General features: G+C 43.2%; 12 protein-coding genes. 6 read left to right on the top strand and 6 right to left on the bottom strand.

From position 1 onward, the window contains the following. The first annotated feature begins 16 nt into the window (after nucleotides 1-16). Entirely contained in the window at nucleotides 17-1,540 is a 1,524-nt protein-coding gene (gene gpmI, locus DWY79_RS04430) for a 2,3-bisphosphoglycerate-independent phosphoglycerate mutase (RefSeq protein ID WP_121962121.1), read from the top strand. 16 nt (nucleotides 1,541-1,556) lie between these two features. Next, on the top strand, nucleotides 1,557-2,138 hold the full coding sequence (locus tag DWY79_RS04435) for a DUF3109 family protein (protein WP_005861059.1): 582 nt from the start codon (nucleotides 1,557-1,559) through the stop codon (nucleotides 2,136-2,138). A 93-nt stretch (nucleotides 2,139-2,231) separates the two neighbouring features. On the opposite strand, the gene DWY79_RS04440 is transcribed toward DWY79_RS04435, so the two are convergent. Beyond that, nucleotides 2,232-3,149 (bottom strand): Rpn family recombination-promoting nuclease/putative transposase, encoded by a 918-nt coding sequence (locus DWY79_RS04440; RefSeq protein ID WP_122368926.1) that lies wholly within the window; start codon nucleotides 3,147-3,149, stop codon nucleotides 2,232-2,234. 1,375 nt (nucleotides 3,150-4,524) lie between these two features. On the opposite strand from DWY79_RS04440, the gene DWY79_RS04450 reads away from it, so the two are divergent. Next, nucleotides 4,525-7,971, top strand: coding sequence for a DUF6383 domain-containing protein (locus DWY79_RS04450; protein WP_122368927.1), 3,447 nt, complete (start codon nucleotides 4,525-4,527; stop codon nucleotides 7,969-7,971). Between the two features lie 220 nt (nucleotides 7,972-8,191). Here DWY79_RS04450 and DWY79_RS04455 read toward each other — a convergent pair whose 3' ends face one another. Together DWY79_RS04455 and DWY79_RS04460 are read right to left on the bottom strand one after the other, a co-directional pair. Beyond that, the gene (locus DWY79_RS04455; RefSeq protein ID WP_005861068.1) at nucleotides 8,192-8,512 is read right to left on the bottom strand and encodes a T9SS type A sorting domain-containing protein; all 321 of its coding nucleotides are present in this window, start codon (nucleotides 8,510-8,512) and stop codon (nucleotides 8,192-8,194) included. Between the two features lie 86 nt (nucleotides 8,513-8,598). After that, nucleotides 8,599-9,513, bottom strand: a complete 915-nt coding sequence (locus DWY79_RS04460) for a ribonuclease Z (protein WP_122368928.1) — start codon at nucleotides 9,511-9,513, stop codon at nucleotides 8,599-8,601. A 324-nt stretch (nucleotides 9,514-9,837) separates the two neighbouring features. Here DWY79_RS04460 and DWY79_RS04465 point away from each other — a divergent pair, with 324 nt between their 5' ends. Then, nucleotides 9,838-11,433 (top strand): M28 family peptidase, encoded by a 1,596-nt coding sequence (locus DWY79_RS04465; protein ID WP_122368929.1) that lies wholly within the window; start codon nucleotides 9,838-9,840, stop codon nucleotides 11,431-11,433. 123 nt (nucleotides 11,434-11,556) lie between these two features. On the opposite strand, the gene DWY79_RS04470 is transcribed toward DWY79_RS04465, so the two are convergent. Genes DWY79_RS04470 through DWY79_RS04480 form a run of 3 tightly spaced genes read right to left on the bottom strand, consistent with a single transcriptional unit; the run spans nucleotide 11,557 to nucleotide 14,546 of the window. Next, entirely contained in the window at nucleotides 11,557-12,708 is a 1,152-nt protein-coding gene (locus DWY79_RS04470) for a cytochrome d ubiquinol oxidase subunit II (RefSeq protein ID WP_005861074.1), read from the bottom strand. Nucleotides 12,709-12,748: 40 nt separating this feature from the next. Beyond that, the gene (locus DWY79_RS04475) at nucleotides 12,749-14,305 is read right to left on the bottom strand and encodes a cytochrome ubiquinol oxidase subunit I (protein WP_011966930.1); all 1,557 of its coding nucleotides are present in this window, start codon (nucleotides 14,303-14,305) and stop codon (nucleotides 12,749-12,751) included. A gap of 13 nt (nucleotides 14,306-14,318) precedes the next feature. Next, the gene (locus DWY79_RS04480; RefSeq protein ID WP_005861078.1) at nucleotides 14,319-14,546 is read right to left on the bottom strand and encodes a DUF4492 domain-containing protein; all 228 of its coding nucleotides are present in this window, start codon (nucleotides 14,544-14,546) and stop codon (nucleotides 14,319-14,321) included. Nucleotides 14,547-14,837: 291 nt separating this feature from the next. Between DWY79_RS04480 and DWY79_RS04485 the strand changes: the two genes are divergently transcribed. Further along, complete coding sequence (locus DWY79_RS04485) at nucleotides 14,838-16,328, top strand: Gfo/Idh/MocA family oxidoreductase (protein WP_122368930.1); 1,491 nt, start codon at nucleotides 14,838-14,840, stop codon at nucleotides 16,326-16,328. A gap of 22 nt (nucleotides 16,329-16,350) precedes the next feature. After that, entirely contained in the window at nucleotides 16,351-17,205 is an 855-nt protein-coding gene (locus DWY79_RS04490) for a DUF1080 domain-containing protein (RefSeq protein ID WP_008780652.1), read from the top strand. Nucleotides 17,206-17,224: the final 19 nt, after the last annotated feature.

Genomic DNA, 17,224 nt, shown 5'->3' on the forward strand with positions numbered 1-17,224 from the left:
TAATAAATTAGCAATCATGAGCAAAAAAGCACTTTTAATTATCTGTGATGGTTGGGGAATTGGTGACAAAGGTAAAGACGACGTGATCTTTAACACGCCGACTCCATATTGGGACGAGTTATTGAAAACTTATCCAGCCTCACAGTTACAGGCTTCTGGCGAGAACGTTGGTTTGCCTGACGGACAAATGGGTAACTCTGAGGTGGGCCACTTGAACATCGGTGCTGGCCGTATCGTTTACCAAGATTTGGTGAAGATCAACATCGCTTGCCGCGAGAATACGATCATGGAGAACCCGGAGATCAAACGTGCTTATGGCTATGCGAAAGAGAATAATAAGCAGATCCACTTCATGGGCTTGGTTTCCGATGGTGGTGTACATAGCTCTTTGGAGCATCTTTTGAAGTTGACGGATATCGCCAAGGAATACGGAATCAGCAAGGCTTATGTACATTGCTTCATGGATGGCCGTGATACGGACCCGAAGAGTGGTAAAGGTTTTATCGAAACGTTGGAGAATCATCTGAAGACTACCGGCGGTAAGATCGCTTCTATCATCGGACGTTATTACGCTATGGACCGTGACAAACGTTGGGAACGCGTGAAAGAGGCTTACGACTTATTGGTTGAAGGTAAGGGTAAGCAAGCCGAGTGCATGGTAAAAGCGATGGAAGAGTCGTATGCCGAGGGTGTAACGGACGAGTTCATCAAGCCGATCGTTCACGTTGAGAACGGAAAGCCGGTTGCTGTTATCGAGGAAGGCGATGTCGTGATCTTCTTCAACTATCGTAACGACCGTGCGAAAGAGCTTACGGTTGTATTGACTCAGCAAGATATGCCGGAGGCTGGTATGCATACGATCCCGGGCTTGCAATATTTCTGTATGACTCCGTATGACGCTAGCTTCAAGGGTGTTCATATCTTGTTCGACAAAGAGAACGTAAATAATACGCTGGGTGAGTTCTTGGCAAACGTAGGTAAGACTCAGTTGCATATCGCCGAGACAGAGAAATACGCTCACGTGACTTTCTTCTTCAACGGTGGCCGCGAGACTCCGTTCGATAGCGAGGAGCGTATCTTGGTCGCTTCTCCTAAAGTGGCTACTTACGACTTAAAACCGGAAATGAGCGCTTTCGAGGTGAAAGATAAATTGGTGGACGCTATCAATACGAAGAAATTCGATTTCATCGTAGTGAACTACGCCAACGGTGATATGGTAGGCCATACGGGTATCTACAAAGCGATCGAGAAAGCGGTCGTAACGATCGACGCTTGCTTGCACGATACGGTTGAGGCCGCTAAAGCCAACGACTATGAGGTAATCATCATCGCTGACCATGGTAATGCGGATCACGCCTTGAACGAGGATGGCACTCCGAATACGGCTCACTCCTTGAACCCTGTTCCATTCGTTTATGTGACAGCCAACAAGGACGCTAAAGTAGAGGATGGTATCTTGGCCGATGTGGCTCCTTCAATCCTTCACATCTTGGGCTTGAAACAGCCGAAGGAGATGACTGGTAAGTCATTGATTAAATAAGAGCTAGGCGCATCTTATGATCCAGATAGATGACACTTTAGTAAGTCTTGACGTTATCGAGCGTTATTTTTTATGTGATCTTTCCAAATGTAAGGGGGAATGCTGCGTGGAAGGAGATTCCGGCGCTCCATTAGAGGATTCGGAGTTGGCGAAGCTCCAGAAAGTATTGCCCATTATCTGGGATGATTTATCCCCGAAAGCTCAAGAGGTCATTCATAAGCAAGGCGTAGCTTATATCGATGAGGAAGGCGATACGGTTACCTCTATCGTGAACGGCAAAGATTGTGTCTTTACCTGTTACGACGCCGATGGTACTTGTAAATGCGCTATCGAGAAAGCATACCGGGAAGGTAAGACGGATTTCTATAAGCCTGTTTCTTGCCATCTTTACCCGATACGTGTCACTCAGTATCGGGATTTCAAGGCCGTGAACTATCATCGCTGGAGCGTTTGTAAGGCAGCGGAGATCTTAGGAAAGAAAGAGCAATTACCGGTTTATAAGTTCCTCAAGGAGCCCTTGATCCGTAAGTTCGGCCAGGCTTGGTATAAGGCCTTGGAAGAGTGTGCGGAGGAATGGAAGAAGCAGCGTGAGGAGTAGCTTTTAGATCGTTTATAAATATAAAAAATCCCTTCAGTCTCTTCCTTTGATAACTATACGTTAAAAACGGATGGAGGCTGAAGGGATTTTGTTTTATAGTCGCTCTATTTCCTCAAGGGAAAGGCCGGTGCATTTTTGGATGATAAGAGGGGTTATTCCTTCGGCTTTCATATTACGTGCCGTAGATTCTTTTCCTTTTTGCAGTCCTTCTTGTAATCCTTTTTGCAATCCTTTTTGCAATCCTTTTTCCATGCCTTCTTCCATCCCTTTTTTCATGCCTTTCTCAACGGCGAAGTCCAAGGTGTTATAATAATCATTATACATCTTCCACTCCGCCTCGTACTGCGCCCGTTGTTTGGGGGTGAGGTTCGCCATGGATCCGATGCGTTCCAACCGCTCGAATATGGCCTTGCGTGCCTTGAAAGGCATTCTGTCTAATGTATCCATATGCTTTAGTACATAAATCCAACGTTCAAAATCTGTCTCGCATTCTTCCTCCTCTTTGTTGAATCGAGGAAGCTCAATATAGATCTGGCGGAACTTGGGGTTGAATACCTGTCCGTTCTCCCGGTCCGCCAATATGATGTCCCTTCGGAATTTACCCTCCTTCCCGTTTTTGTCTGGCCCGTTCTCTTCGTCGAGCGTGAAGTTCAAGAAGAAGACGCCGTACACAGCCGCCAGCTCATAGTCCCATGTTCCCTTTATCCCCTGTTCCACCACCGAGTGCGAGAGGTAGTATAAGGCCCTGTCCTTGAAGTGGGGCTGTTCCCTGTTCTGCATCTCGATTATGATCCGTTCGCCCTTGTCGGTCTCGCAATGAATGTCAAAGATGACCTTCCTTCCTTGCTCTGTCTCGGGCAATCGCTCATTGTTCATGATCCTCAGGTCCATGATAGTATACTCCCCTTCGAGGAGGTCATTCAGGAACTCGATTAAAATGTCCTTGTCCATTTCCCTGCCGAATATGTGCTTGAAGCCGAAATCGGTGAAGGGGTTGATAAATTTTCCCATAGTGTTTATAGGTTTTAGTGATTAATAGGATATAGATGGCTCTTTTCCATCTTTGGCGATAAAGATACGATTTTTATTATATGGGGCATTCATTTAGGCTTTAAAAAAACACGTACGTCTTTTTTTCGGAAATATCTTGTGTAGTTTGAGTGAAGACGAGATATAGTGAACGCATAAAGGATACAGCCTTAAAGCTAAAGGTGGGTTAATGAGGCTTTCCGCGTCAAATGTAAGCCATAGCTTATTTGAAAATACGGGAAACATGTGCCTGTACAGGCCCAGATAACCAAGAAACGGGCCCTCTCATTGGCTGTTGAAGTGAATAACTGACGGCTTGGGAAGTGAATAACTAATCACTTGGAAAGCCTTTTTATACCGGAACCAACAAGGTCTTCTCAGTGGCTTTGGGATGCGGTTCAGTTATCCTGCGGGGCTTTTCTATGTCGATTATTCTGTTATAGCCCTCGCGGATGGATGGTAAGCGAAGCGGCGATAATCATGACAGTTTGTGCGAAACAAGGCTGTTTGTTTGACATACCTCTTCTTTGGAGAAGTCTAACCAGAGAGAAGAAATAGGTGAAAAGGGCCTTTTTGTCTCTTATTTATAGGTAAAAGGTCGCTTTTCCGGTGAGAAAGGTGGTGTTTGCCCACGCGAATATATGCGTTAGCCGACGCAACCGTATGTTTTAGCCGACATAACCGTATGTATTAGGTGATACATACGGTAGTAATCCCTATCGCATACGATAGAAATAGCCTTCACATACGGATGAATTATAGGTTTTAGCCTTAAGAATATGAATTAGGATGAATAATTTTCGCCAGAATGAAAGGGCGTATTCCGTTATCTTATTATGGAATAACTACTTGCGAATATTTTTTCTCGTTTTACGGAACTATATGTATAATCTCCCGGAAAATTCGATTCTCAAGGGCTTTAATTTACAAAGTGTCATAATGACAATCCGTAAATTCCGGATGACTTGTTTAATATAATATTAATGTACGCCTGTACATTATTAATGCTATACTATAAAAGTTGATGAATAATAGATTGAAATGATATCTGGAGTATGGAAACGACTAGTTTAAACGAACGATTCTTTTAGTCATTTGCAAAGGTACGCGTTTCTTCGATACTTGCAACCCTTCCGGGCTATTTTTTTACAGCTTATTCTCTTTCTTATCAATAGGATAGGTTATCCTTTACGAAACAAGCGATTCCTTCAACAAACCTTTCTATTTACCCCTTATAAAACGCAAGATTAAAACCTTCGTTTAAACTAGTCGTTTTTGAATGACAAAGCAATCGATACGATAACGTAATGAGCTGATTATCTTAATAAACACTAGTATTAATATTAATTTTAGAATTATGAACAAAAAGTTTTCTACTCTTTTGGCTGGTGCTGCGCTTCTGGGTGCGGTGACGGCTAATGCGGGAGGACCCGTGAAGACTGTCGCTGCTGATGGTTTATATCAGTTGGCGGTTGATGTCACTGGGGCAACTACTGGCACAGACAGGGTCCTTACAATGGACAAGGACGGCAAGCTTCTTCCGTTGACGTATAATCAGATTGCTGCAAATCCCGACACTCTTGCGTATTCCTTGTGGTGTGTTGAGGTAACTGCTGAGGGTTATGGAAAAGCTCCTGTCTACAACTTCACGAATAAGGCTACAGGTCAGCGTTTGGATGTTGCGTATGCCGGTACAGCGCTGAATGGTGCGGCTAAACCTGCTTCGGGTGCTACATATGCTGCAACTGGTGCTGTCGTAGGTGGTGAGATGCAAGATTGGGCTTTCTCTGCGACTTATAAGGATGCGATGAACCCTGCTACTTTGTATTCTTATTTCCACGCAGATTCAGTGGTTGGTCTTAAGCTTAATACATCAAATGTATTCGTGTTAGGAAAAGCGACTGCTACAACTGCTCAAGCAGATGCTCAAACTGGTTCTGTATTTACTAAATTCACTTTGGTAGAACCGGATTCAATCGTAATGAACGCGAATGCTGTTAATACAATCTTCGGAACTCAAACCGCTGATAAGGGTGTTAAGCTGACATTCGTTGACGACAAGAATAACACTACTTTGAAGAATTATTTCACGGACGACGCTAAGTTCTTCGCTGTAGATGCAGAGGATAACGGTACGGTAGACCCTTCTTGGTTGCGTATCATTACAGGTAAGAAAGCTGATTCTACTTTCGTTTATGTAGATACTGCTTATGTAAATGAGAATGGTGCTCGTTTCTTAGGTTTCAACACAAAACAACTTACTTATGCTAAATTGAACGCAGCTGGAACGACGAAGCATACAGTAGCTGATACATTGGGCACAGCTTTGAAAGATCAATCTAAGTTCCGTTTCGTTTACTTCCCTGCAAAAGATAGCTTGGTTATTCAGGTTAAGCAAGTTACTTATACGAAGGATGGCAAGAACGGTAAGTTTGGTGCGGCTATTGCAGCTAATACTGCGGAAATCATTAAGTTAAAAGCCGATGGTACGTTTGACAGTACTAATTCTGTTAATGCTACCAATGCGGATGTTGATCAATATGGAAAAGCAAACTACGTAACTGTTCAAGACTTGGTTAAGGCTGACCAAATCCGTATCGCTACGATCTATTTCAAGAAAGAGGTTGAGATCGCTTTGAACTATAAGGGCTGTGGCACTTATACGACAACGAAGACTTCTATCGCTGATGGCGTATATTTGATCAAGAGCGCTAAGACTGGTAAGTATTTGTCAGTCCCTATCCATAACGATACTACTTGGGTTAATAACGTAGAGCAAACGAATACAGCAGAATGGGTGACTTTGGACTTACAGGATGCTAATCATATGCCGGCTTATCAATGGGTTGTATTGAAGGTGAACGCTACGGATAAGAATAATGTTTCTCCGATCAATGCTTGGAACCGTGAGTATTCTCCAGCAGTTACTTATTCTGGTATTCAGTTGAATAAGAATGTAGGTGCTAAATATTACTATGCTTCAAACTTCGCTGGAGATTCTTTGGAATTTGTACCGGTAGATAAGAAGTACTATAGCGATAAATATCTTGGTTACAAGAATCTGTCTGAAGAAGAGTTGATGATCAACAAGTATACATTCAACTACTGGCATCCATATGCGACAGACAAATACATCGCTGTCGTGAAAGATTCTACGATGACTGTAAAGGATGGTATGACTGCGTTCAAGATCCAGACTAAAGGCAAAGAACATGCTTATGGTTATAATCCTTCCGCTATCAATGGTGACAAGGGCAGAATCCCGGGCTTGGCTCAGTTGGTTAGAAAGATGTACCAGATTTCTTATGATGGAGCGATCTTCGGTAACTACGATGAGGCTAAAGAGAACAAATACACTGTAAGTAAGTTGAATGCATCTTCGGATTCGGTTTACTTCAAGGAGAACAACTGTATTGAGTTGGCGGAAGGTGCTGGCTATAATCATTACTATGCGATCTTGGAGGCTAGTACAAATGGTATCATCCGTAACTATAAGGCTGGTGTTTCTGACTATGACGCTAACGCTTCCTTGAAGGCTCAGACCTTGAAAGAGACAAGAACTTCTGCTTTCTATATCGCTCCGGATCAGACTCCGTTGTATCGTCAGTTCGATAATAAGCTTGTAGGTGAGAATGCTGATAACTCAACAGATAGCTTGTATTTCGTTGAGTCTATTCGTCAGGAATACTTGATGGATGAGTGGAACCCGAACTTGACTACGGAGACTGTTGATTACGCTGGTATCTGGAATAAAGATAAAGCAAATGGTAAATTGGCCTTCCGTATCGATACCGCTTGGTTGACTCGTGGCGCAGGTAAGGTTAAACCTCAATACTTGGTTTCTGCTTATCGTGAGTTGATCGAGGGTGAGAAGATCATTCCTTGTACGGAGACTACAAATAATCACATCACTGCTGACGGTAAAGTTACAGATGATCCATATCAATGTGTACATGCCGTTCATGTGAAGACTCCGGCTTTCATCTATGGTAAGTATTTGGTTAACTTCTCTGACTCAGCTAAAGCAAACATCGCTGCTTCTGTTAACCCGTATTTGTTCAATACCAAGGCTGTTTCTAACAGTAGCTATACTCGCGTAGGTTTCGTTCCTGCCGTTCAATACGGTGATACTTTGTTTGTTTTGACTGGCAAATACAAAGGTATGACTGCTGAGCAATTGAAGAACGAGGGTATCGAGGCGATCAGCGCAGACTACCACAAGAACTACGCTAGCTTCATCAACGTATTGACAGGTGACAAGCATAAGAATGTAACTTGGTCATTCCGTTATGTAAATCCTGATTTGGCTGCTATCGCTTATGTAGATGGTAAAGAGGGTGAGAACAACTCATTCTTGATCGAGTCTAACGTATATGGCGCAACTGATACTCAATATCAGACCGTAGCTGGTGACGCTTCTCGTGCAATCGCTCCTAAAAATGCTGCCGCTTGGTTGAAGATGCATAATGGATGTTTAGTATTGACCGACAAGGCCGCTACATTCGAGGCTGCTAAGACTGGTGGTGACGGTGCATTGGTATTCAACGCATACCAGAAGACAGACGCTGAGGATATGGTAACTTCTAACGATGAAGTTTCTGTAGAAGGCGTATCTGTAGTAGCTGGTAACGGTACTGTAACTGTTCAAGGTGCCGCTGGCAAGTCTGTAGTTATCACTAACATCTTAGGTAAGGTTGTCGCTGAGACAGTTCTTACTTCTGATAACGCTACAATCTCCGTACCTGCTGGTATCGTAGCAGTAGCTGTTGATGGTGAAGAGGCTGTTAAGACAGTCGTTAAATAAGATAAGCCGTATAGCTTAAAATAATAGAGGCGGGGAGACCCGCCTTTATGTAATATATATAATTAAATAACTATGCCACAATAAAAAAGTATCCCGTGACGGGTGAACACGTGGCATATTAATACTAAAGTAATTAAAAGTTCTTCCGCAGGTATCCTCGTGAGAAGAGAGAGCGGATCAAAAAACAAGCCCCGTGGGATTTATCCTATGGGGCTTTTATTTATCGTATCGCCACCTTGCGTACCGTATCGCCAATGCGGATGATATAATATCCCTTTGCGATATCTACGACATATTCGGCGGTGGACTGCTTGACTTCGATTTCTTTCACCTTGATGCCTACGACACTGTAGATTTCCAAGATACTCCCGACAGGAGCGTTCTCTACCTTGATACGATTCTCGTAGGCCGTGATTTCGATAGGAGAGGGATCTTCTTGCCTAGAAGCAAATGTCTTGACTCCCGATTTATTAGCTTGCGCGTAAACCGGATAACTTGCGGAGAATGCAAGTGCCAAAGCGATGATATGTATAAGCTTCATTTACTTGTCCCTAAATTCGTACAAATGTAGAAAGTTTTCTGCATATTAGAAAGTAATTAGCTTTATTTCGTAAAACGGATGTATGATTATACACTAAGCCTCATACCTTCCTCTCCTAAGATCGTGCCGGGAAATATCTTGTCTGCTTCTTTCTTTAACGGTGCCATATCCTCGTAACGAGCCGAGTAATGACCGATAACCAATCGCTTCACTTGGGCTTTATAAGCAATCTCGGCCGCTTGGCGGGCGGTAGAGTGGAAGGTCTCTTTCGCACGTGCGGCGTCACATTCAGCGAAAGTCGCCTCGTGGTATAATAAATCCACCCCTTCAATGATGGGGATTATAGATGGGTGAAAAGCTGTATCCGAGCAATAAGCATACCGTTTGGGAGCGACGGCAGGGCAGGTTAAGCGGGCATTCGGGATTACCTCTCCTTCCGGGGTGACGAAATCAGCGCCCCTTTTGATCTCTTGTATCATACGGACAGGAACCTGATAGAAATCCGTCATCTCCCGGATGATATGCGCTTCTTTGGCTTTCTCGGCGAACAAATAGCCACAACAGGGTATCCGGTGCTTTAACGGAATGGAATAAACGCTTAAGGAGCGATCTTCCATAACTAACGAATGAGTTGTCGGATCGATTAAGTTAAAACGGATCTCATAAGGCAACCCTTTGCAAAAGATATCAAGTATCGGACGCATATAGCTCTCGATCTCTTTCGGCCCATGAATAACAAGTTCTCCATTACGTCCCAGCATACCTAATGTAGAGATCAATCCCGGTAGCCCGAAGCAATGATCTCCGTGTAGGTGGGAGATGAAGATATGATTTAAACGACTGAATTTTATACGCATACGACGCATTTGCACTTGCGTGCCTTCCCCGCAGTCGATCATGTATAGTTTATCTCGTAAATCTACTATTTGAGAGGTCGCCAGATGGCGTGTCGTGGGCAATGCGGAACCGCATCCCAATATGTTTATATCAAAATCAGCCATTTGTTGTCTATGGGAATAATTGAGTGCAAAGATAATACAAAAGCATTTCTGTTCTGTGAAAAATAACAAAAAAACAAAGTGTAATGTATGCAGGATGAGGTGGATTCCATATATTTGTTTGCTGTCCTTCGGGAAAGCGAATATACAGTCGGTAAATAGACTTAAGATATTTTTTTCTAAGCCTTAACTAACTTTTTCTTTTTGTTTAAAACGGTTAAATGTAGAAACGGCCAAGCGTGAGCTTCGCCGTTTCCTTTTTTTATTGTTATTTTGAAATCTAAATACCTATATCTAATAAATTATGTCATTTAACAATCTACGATTATGAACAAGAATTTTATCTCTGTTTTTCTTCTGATGCTCGCTATGGGCGTATCTGTTATGGCCCAGAGTTATGAGGAAGATTTGGCTTTTTTTAAGGAACGAGTAAAGACTTTAGGCTCGGATGAGTTCGGAGGGCGTAAGCCTTTGACCGAGTATGAGACGAAAACAATCCATTACATCGCTGATGAATTTAAGAAACTAGGTCTTCAACCTGCTAATGGCGATAGTTATTTCCAGCCGGTGAAGGAAATATCTACTTTTACCCGTCTGGTAAAGGATAAGATCACGGTGAAATGCGCGAAAGGCTCTATGGATTTGAAGTTCTCGGATGATATTGTCGTTTGGACGAACCGGGGAACAGAGCAGGTAGTTATCCCTACTACGGACTATGTGTTCTGTGGGTTTGGCATTAATGCGCCGGAATATGGATGGAACGATTATGCGAATGTAGACGTGAAGGGGAAAATCGTTATCGCTATGGTGAATGATCCCGGTTTTTATGATACGTCTTTGTTTCGCGGAAAGAACATGACCTATTATGGTCGTTGGACTTATAAGTTCGAGGAGGCGCAACGCCAAGGTGCCGCAGGTTTATTGGTTCTTCATAACGAGGCGGCCGCTTCGTATGGTTGGAAGGTCTGTCAGGCTTCTCACGTGCAGACAAATATCGCTCTTTGCTCGGAGACAATGAATGCGGAAGCTTTGGGCATGAAGGGATGGCTCTCGGAGGAGGCTTGCAAGAAAATGTTCGCCCTTAGCGGATTGAATTTTGATGAGACGATTGCCGCGGCGAAGAAACCGGGTTTCAAGAGTTTTACGATGAAGGCGAAGAGTAAGGTTATATTAAATGTAAAGATGACCGTAGGCGAGTCTCATAATGTGGCGGCTGTTTTACCGGGCACGGACTTGAAAGATGAATACTTGGTTTTTACCGCTCATTGGGATCATTTTGGGATCGGTACTCCGATAGATGGGGATAGTATCTATAATGGCGCTAGTGATAATGCTTCGGGTGTGGCTACCTTAATGCTATTAGCTAAGAAATATCAATCATTGCCTGTTCGTCCTCGTCGCTCTATCGTATTCGTGGCGGTGACTTCCGAGGAATGTGGCTTATTAGGTTCTCAGTACTATTGTGAGCATCCTTTGTTCCCGTTATCTAAAACAGCTATTAACTTGAATTTTGACGGCACGGCCCCGCGTGAGCGTACCCATGATGTTTCTCTCCGGGCAGCGGGCAAGACGGATACAGATGCCTTGGTGATCGCTATGGCCTCGGCACAAGGACGGACCGTGAAGGTTATTACCGAAGATCCTGCGGGTGGTTATTTCCGTTCCGATCATTTTAATTTCGTGAAAAAAGGCGTACCTACGATTTTAGTTGGTGGCGGTAAGGATTACGTGGATAAAGCACGCCATGAGGCTAAACCGAAAGTTTACCGGTATCACCAACCGAATGATGAGTATGATGAATCTTGGTGGGATTTTGATGGGGCTATGGAAGATATGAACTTAATGTTTAGTATCGGTTTAGTCATCGCCAACAATGATGAGATGCCTAAGTGGACAAAAGAGGCGGACTTCCAAAGGCAATAAATTAATGTGCCAATGTAGCAATATGCCAATATGCTAATGTGTCAATTAAGATACTATCACTTGCATTCTCACTGGCACATTGACATATTGGCACATTGGCATATTATTTAATTTGCACATTATTTAATAGGTATGACCTCCTTCTTGCATTTCCTTACTATTGATCTTATGTAGATCAAGCGCTCTCCAAGCATAGAAAATGTAGGCTAATACGAATGGGACGAGAATAGATACATAGCTCATTACTTTCAACGTGAATGGGCTTGAGCAACTATTCTGGATCGTCAATGAACTTTGTAGATCCGCCAAAGATGGGTAGTAAGCCGTATTATTCCATCCTGCGCAAAGTAATAAAGCTAATACGGTCAAGACAGTCCCTGCTCCCGCGAACCAGATGCCTTTTCTCCAAGTCTTCGAGAATATCGTTTTCCCTATGCCGAATAACACGCCAACCACGCCAATCAATAATACGGCTAACACGATTGGCATCTCGATCAGGTTCATAAAATACTTATACGGTTGCATAAATACTTCTCCGGTATCCGGATTTACGGCAAAACCGTCCACCAACAATAAACGGATCAAGAATGTCAAGAAAAAGACGAGGAACAAGATTGTCTCCGGTATCAATTGTTTCCGGCTTTTAGCGACAATCTCTGGATCATCGATATTGTTGATAAAATAGAGTAGGGCCAGAGCTCGTGCCAAGAAGAAAACTGCCAGTCCTAGGCACAAATTCCAAAATACCAAAGCCGCCTCTAATCCATGCCAAGGATTGGCCCACGTGGAAATGACGGGCATGGCTACATCAGTCAACTGTTCTTTGTTAACAATAAATTCGGCGCCGTTAAAGAAGGTCGCTACAGCGGTTCCGAGTAAGATCGGACCTGCTATACCATTGATCATAAGAAATACTTGATACGTCTTTTTCCCGAGTAAGTTGCCTTTTTTCGCTTGATACTCGTAAGATACGGCTTGTATCACGAAGCAAAGTAAGATCAGCATCCATACCCAATAGGCTCCGCCGAAGCTTGTGGAATAAAATAAAGGGAAAGAGGCGAAGAAAGCACCTCCGAAAGTGACCAACGTAGTGAAAGTAAACTCCCACTTACGCCCGGTCGAGTTCAATAACATTTTTTGCTGTATCTCCGTCTTGCCGATAGTGAAGAGTAGAGATTGGCCTCCTTGTACAAAAAGAAGGAATACTAATAGCGCTCCCAGTAGAGATACCAGAAACCACCAGTAATGTTGTAACAATATATATGTACTATCCATAGGACTTTCTAATTAAGAATTGATATTTGAAAATTGAAAATTAGTGGGCGGCAGCTTCCGGCCCTTTCTTGATGGCCTTAACCATGATTCCAATCTCTGCGATCAGCAGGATCGTAAATAAGATAAGGAACAGGTAGAAAGTGGTCTGTACCGAGGACGGGTTTAACTTGGATATCGAAGCGCTGGTCGGCAAGATATCCTGTATAGCCCAAGGCTGACGTCCTACCTCCGCTACGATCCAACCGGCTTGTCCCGCTATATATCCTAAAGGTATAGACCATAGGCCCACGTATTGCAACCAACGTGTATTAGCGATTTTCCCTTTTTTATCCCATATCAACGTAATAATGAATAGTAAGATGAAGAAACAACCAAGGATCACCATCACACGGAAAGAATAGAATGTCAATCCTACATGCGGGATTAACTCTGCCGGATCCTTAATATAACCATATCCGAAATAGGGGAAATTCTCTTCCAAAGTTACCCTGTATTGCCCGGCGGCTGCGGTATCTTTATCTTTGACCGCTTTACGATAATCAGCTAACGCTTTGATAGCGGCTTTACCTTTCTCAATTTTTTCTTTGGCGGAGAGCGCTACCGTTCCCTTATTGGTCGTATAGCCTCCCTCTATCAAGTTTACGATACCCGGAACGTATGCGTTGATGTCACGTTCTGCTAAGAAGGAGAGGAGCTTGGGGAACTTAATGTCAAAAATAAATGCGTTCTGGTTATCCAGATAACTCGTCTTTGCCGGATTTAAGATGCCGATACCTACGAGTCCTACTCCGTTGCCACCCTCATAAAGACCTTCCATGGCGGCTAGTTTCATCGGCTGCTTTTGAGCGACTTGGTAAGCGGAGCCATCACCCGTCCAGATAATAAGGATGGAGGCTACCAACCCGAATATAGCGCTGACCTTGATACTTGACAAAGCGAATTCGGTATTCCGTTTCTTTAATAAATACCAGCAGCTGATTCCTAGTACGAACAAGGCGCCTACGATCCAACCGGACAATACCGTATGGAAAAACTTATTAATGGCGACAGGCGATAAGGCTACGGCCCAGAAATCGAACATCTCGTTACGGACCGTATCCGGATTGAAATGCATACCGACCGGATATTGCATCCATGCGTTAGCGATCAAGATCCAGAGAGCGGAAAGAGTAGCACCGATAATCGTCAGCCAAGTGGAGGCGAGATGAAAGCGTTTGCTAACCTTGTCCCAACCAAAAAACATAACAGCGATAAAGGTAGCTTCCATAAAGAAGGCGAGAATTCCCTCGATAGCCAAAGGTGCCCCGAAGATATCCCCGACAAACCAACTATAGTTAGACCAGTTGGTTCCGAACTCGAACTCGAGGATCAATCCCGTAGCGACACCGATAGCGAAATTGATACCGAATAATTTCATCCAAAATTGGGCGGTCTTTTTCCATGCCTCATTACCTGTCCGATAATAAATCGTCTCCATAATAGCTTGGATAACGCCAAGTCCTAGTGTTAGTGGCACGAAGAGCCAATGATACATGGCAGTAAGGGCAAATTGGGCCCTCGACCAATCGATCAATGAAGTGTCAATGTTTTCAATCATATTTATTAATGTTTTAAGGATTTATTGCCCGTTGTATGAGTTCGTTCGATACGTGGTTCTCCTTCTCACTATCGCTATCGAATTGCCCGAGATAATTAGGAAAGAAGAATAATCTCAGGATAAAAAACATGATAAACAATTTGACTAGAATTATTAGCCAAAGAGTCTTGCCCAGCTTCATCTCCCGGAATCCTTCCAGATAAAAGCGATATATTCGTATGAATGCAGATTCTTTTTTCATATAGTTGTTCTCATTTAAGATAACAGTTGTTAATATGAATATGTTTTCATGTTTTTACAAATATATCCAAACCGCGTTAATAAAATACCCCCAATCCTATAGATAATATTTATGAAATTATAAATAAGATCTATCCTGTCTGTTAAAAAAAACTATTTTAAATAAGAAAGCGGTCTTTTGATCTTGTCAATAATACAGCATTGGCTATATTTGCGACAATTTGTTGCCTGTAAAGGTGTAAAGACACATGAAATATCATTGTTAAGTGCTAATCTATAAAAAATTATTACTATGTCAAACATTTCTAGAAGATCTTTTCTTCAAAAAGGTACGGCTGCCGCAGCAGCTTTGACTATTGTTCCGAGTGCGGTCCTAGGTAAAACCCATGGTCATATCGCTCCAACTGATAAATTGAATATTGCCGGTGTAGGTATCGGAGGTATGGGTAACGCTAACTTAAAGAACATGGAGACTACCGAGAATATCGTAGCTCTTTGTGATATTGACTGGAAGTATGCGAAACCGGTATTCGACCGTCATCCTCAAGCTAAGAAATACTGGGATTATCGTAAGATGTATGATGAGATGGGTAAATCTATCGACGCTGTGTTGGTAGCTACCGCCGACCATACTCATGCCATGATCACGGCTGACGCTATGACGCTTGGCAAACACGTATACACTCAGAAACCGTTGACTCACTCTGTTTATGAGTCCCGTTTGCTTACGAACTTGGCTAAGAAGTATGACGTAGCTACTCAGATGGGTAACCAAGGTTCTTCATTGGCTGAAGGTGTAGATTTGATCTGCGAATGGATTTGGAATGGTGAGATTGGTGAGGTTACTAAAGTAGAATGCGCTACCAACCGTCCTATTTGGCCGCAAGGTTTGAACGCTCCTGAGAAAGTAGATAAGATTCCTTCTACATTGAATTGGGATTTGTTTACGGGTCCTGCTAAATTGAGACCGTTTAATAAGACATATCATCCTTGGAACTGGCGCGGATGGTGGGATTATGGTACAGGTGCGTTGGGTGATATGGCTTGCCACATCTTGCATCCGGTATTCAAAGGCTTGAATTTAGGCTATCCGACAAGAGTACAAGGTTCTTCTACATTGTTATTACAAGACTGTGCTCCTAACGCTCAGCATGTTAAGTTGGTATTCCCGGCTCGTGATAATATGCCGAAGGTAGCTATGCCGGAGGTTGAAGTTCACTGGTATGATGGTGGTATGATGCCGGATCGTCCAGAAGGATTCCCTCAAGGTAAGGAATTGATGGGTGAAGGTGGTGGATTGTGTATCTTCCACGGTACGAAAGATACATTGATCTGCGGTTGCTACGGTGTTAACCCATGGTTGTTATCTGGTCGTAAACCGAACGTTCCTCAAACATTGCGCCGTGTGAAAGATGCTATGAAGGGTGGTCACGAACAAGACTGGATCCGTGCTTGTAAGGAAAGCGCTGGTAGCCGTGTTCAGACGAAGTCTAACTTCTTGGAGGCTGGTCCGTTCAATGAAATGGTTGTAATGGGTGTATTGGCTGTTCGTTTACAAAGATTGAATAAAGAATTGTTGTGGGATGGTCCTAACATGAGATTTACGAATATCGATCCGAATGATACGATCAAGATTATCCAGAAAGATACCTTCGAGGTTATCGATGGCGACCCGAAATTTAAGACAGTGTGGACGGATCCTATCAACGCTCAAGAATTTGCTGCAGGTTTGATTAAGCACAATTATCGTGACGGTTGGAAGCTGGTAGATATGCCGAGATAATAGTTTTAACTCAATAAATAAAATGAAAAAGTCAGTATTATTAGCAAGTGCCGCTATCATGATGTGTTATTTCACATCTTGTGGTGGTGGAAAGAAAACAGAAGAAGCTCCTGCAGCTGCTGAGACTACAACAGAAGCCGCAACTCCTGAGTACAAGCTCATGACAGATCTTCCTACTGTAGATATCACGACTTTCCCGAAAGATAAAGAGGGTAGATATGTGATCTTCGATGGTAAGACATTCAATGGCTGGAGAGGTTATGACCGTGCTGACGTTCCGGGTGCTTGGACAATCGAGGACGGAGCGATCAAAATCAATGGCTCTGGTGCTGGTGAGGCTGGTGCTTCCAACGGTGGGGACTTGATCTTCGCTCATAAGTTGGGTAACTTCGAGCTTGAGTTCGAATGGAAAGTAGGTAAAGGATCTAACTCTGGTGTATTCATCATGATTCAAGAGGTAGAGGGACAACCTTCTTACATCTCTGCTCCTGAGTACCAAGTATTGGATAACGAGAACCACCCCGACGCTAAGTTAGGTAAGGATGGCAATCGTAAATCTTCATCACTGTATGACATGATCCCAGCTAAACCGCAGAACGCTAAACCGTTCGGTGAGTGGAACAAGGGTAAGATCATGTGCTATAAGGGTACAGTTGTTCACTATTTGAATAGCGATGAACCTGTTGTTGAGTATCACTTGTGGACTCCGCAGTGGAAAGAAATGTTGGATAACAGCAAATTTAGCAAAGACAAATGGCCGTTGGCTTATGAGTTGTTGTTGAATTGCGGTGGCGCTAACAAAGAAGGTTTCATCGGATTTCAAGACCACGGGGATGATGTTTGGTTCCGTAACATTACTGTTAAAGTTTTGGATTAATCGTATCAAGCACATTTTA

Source organism: Parabacteroides sp. AF27-14 (genome assembly GCF_003635425.1).
In the GTDB taxonomy this organism is placed as follows: domain Bacteria; phylum Bacteroidota; class Bacteroidia; order Bacteroidales; family Tannerellaceae; genus Parabacteroides; species Parabacteroides distasonis.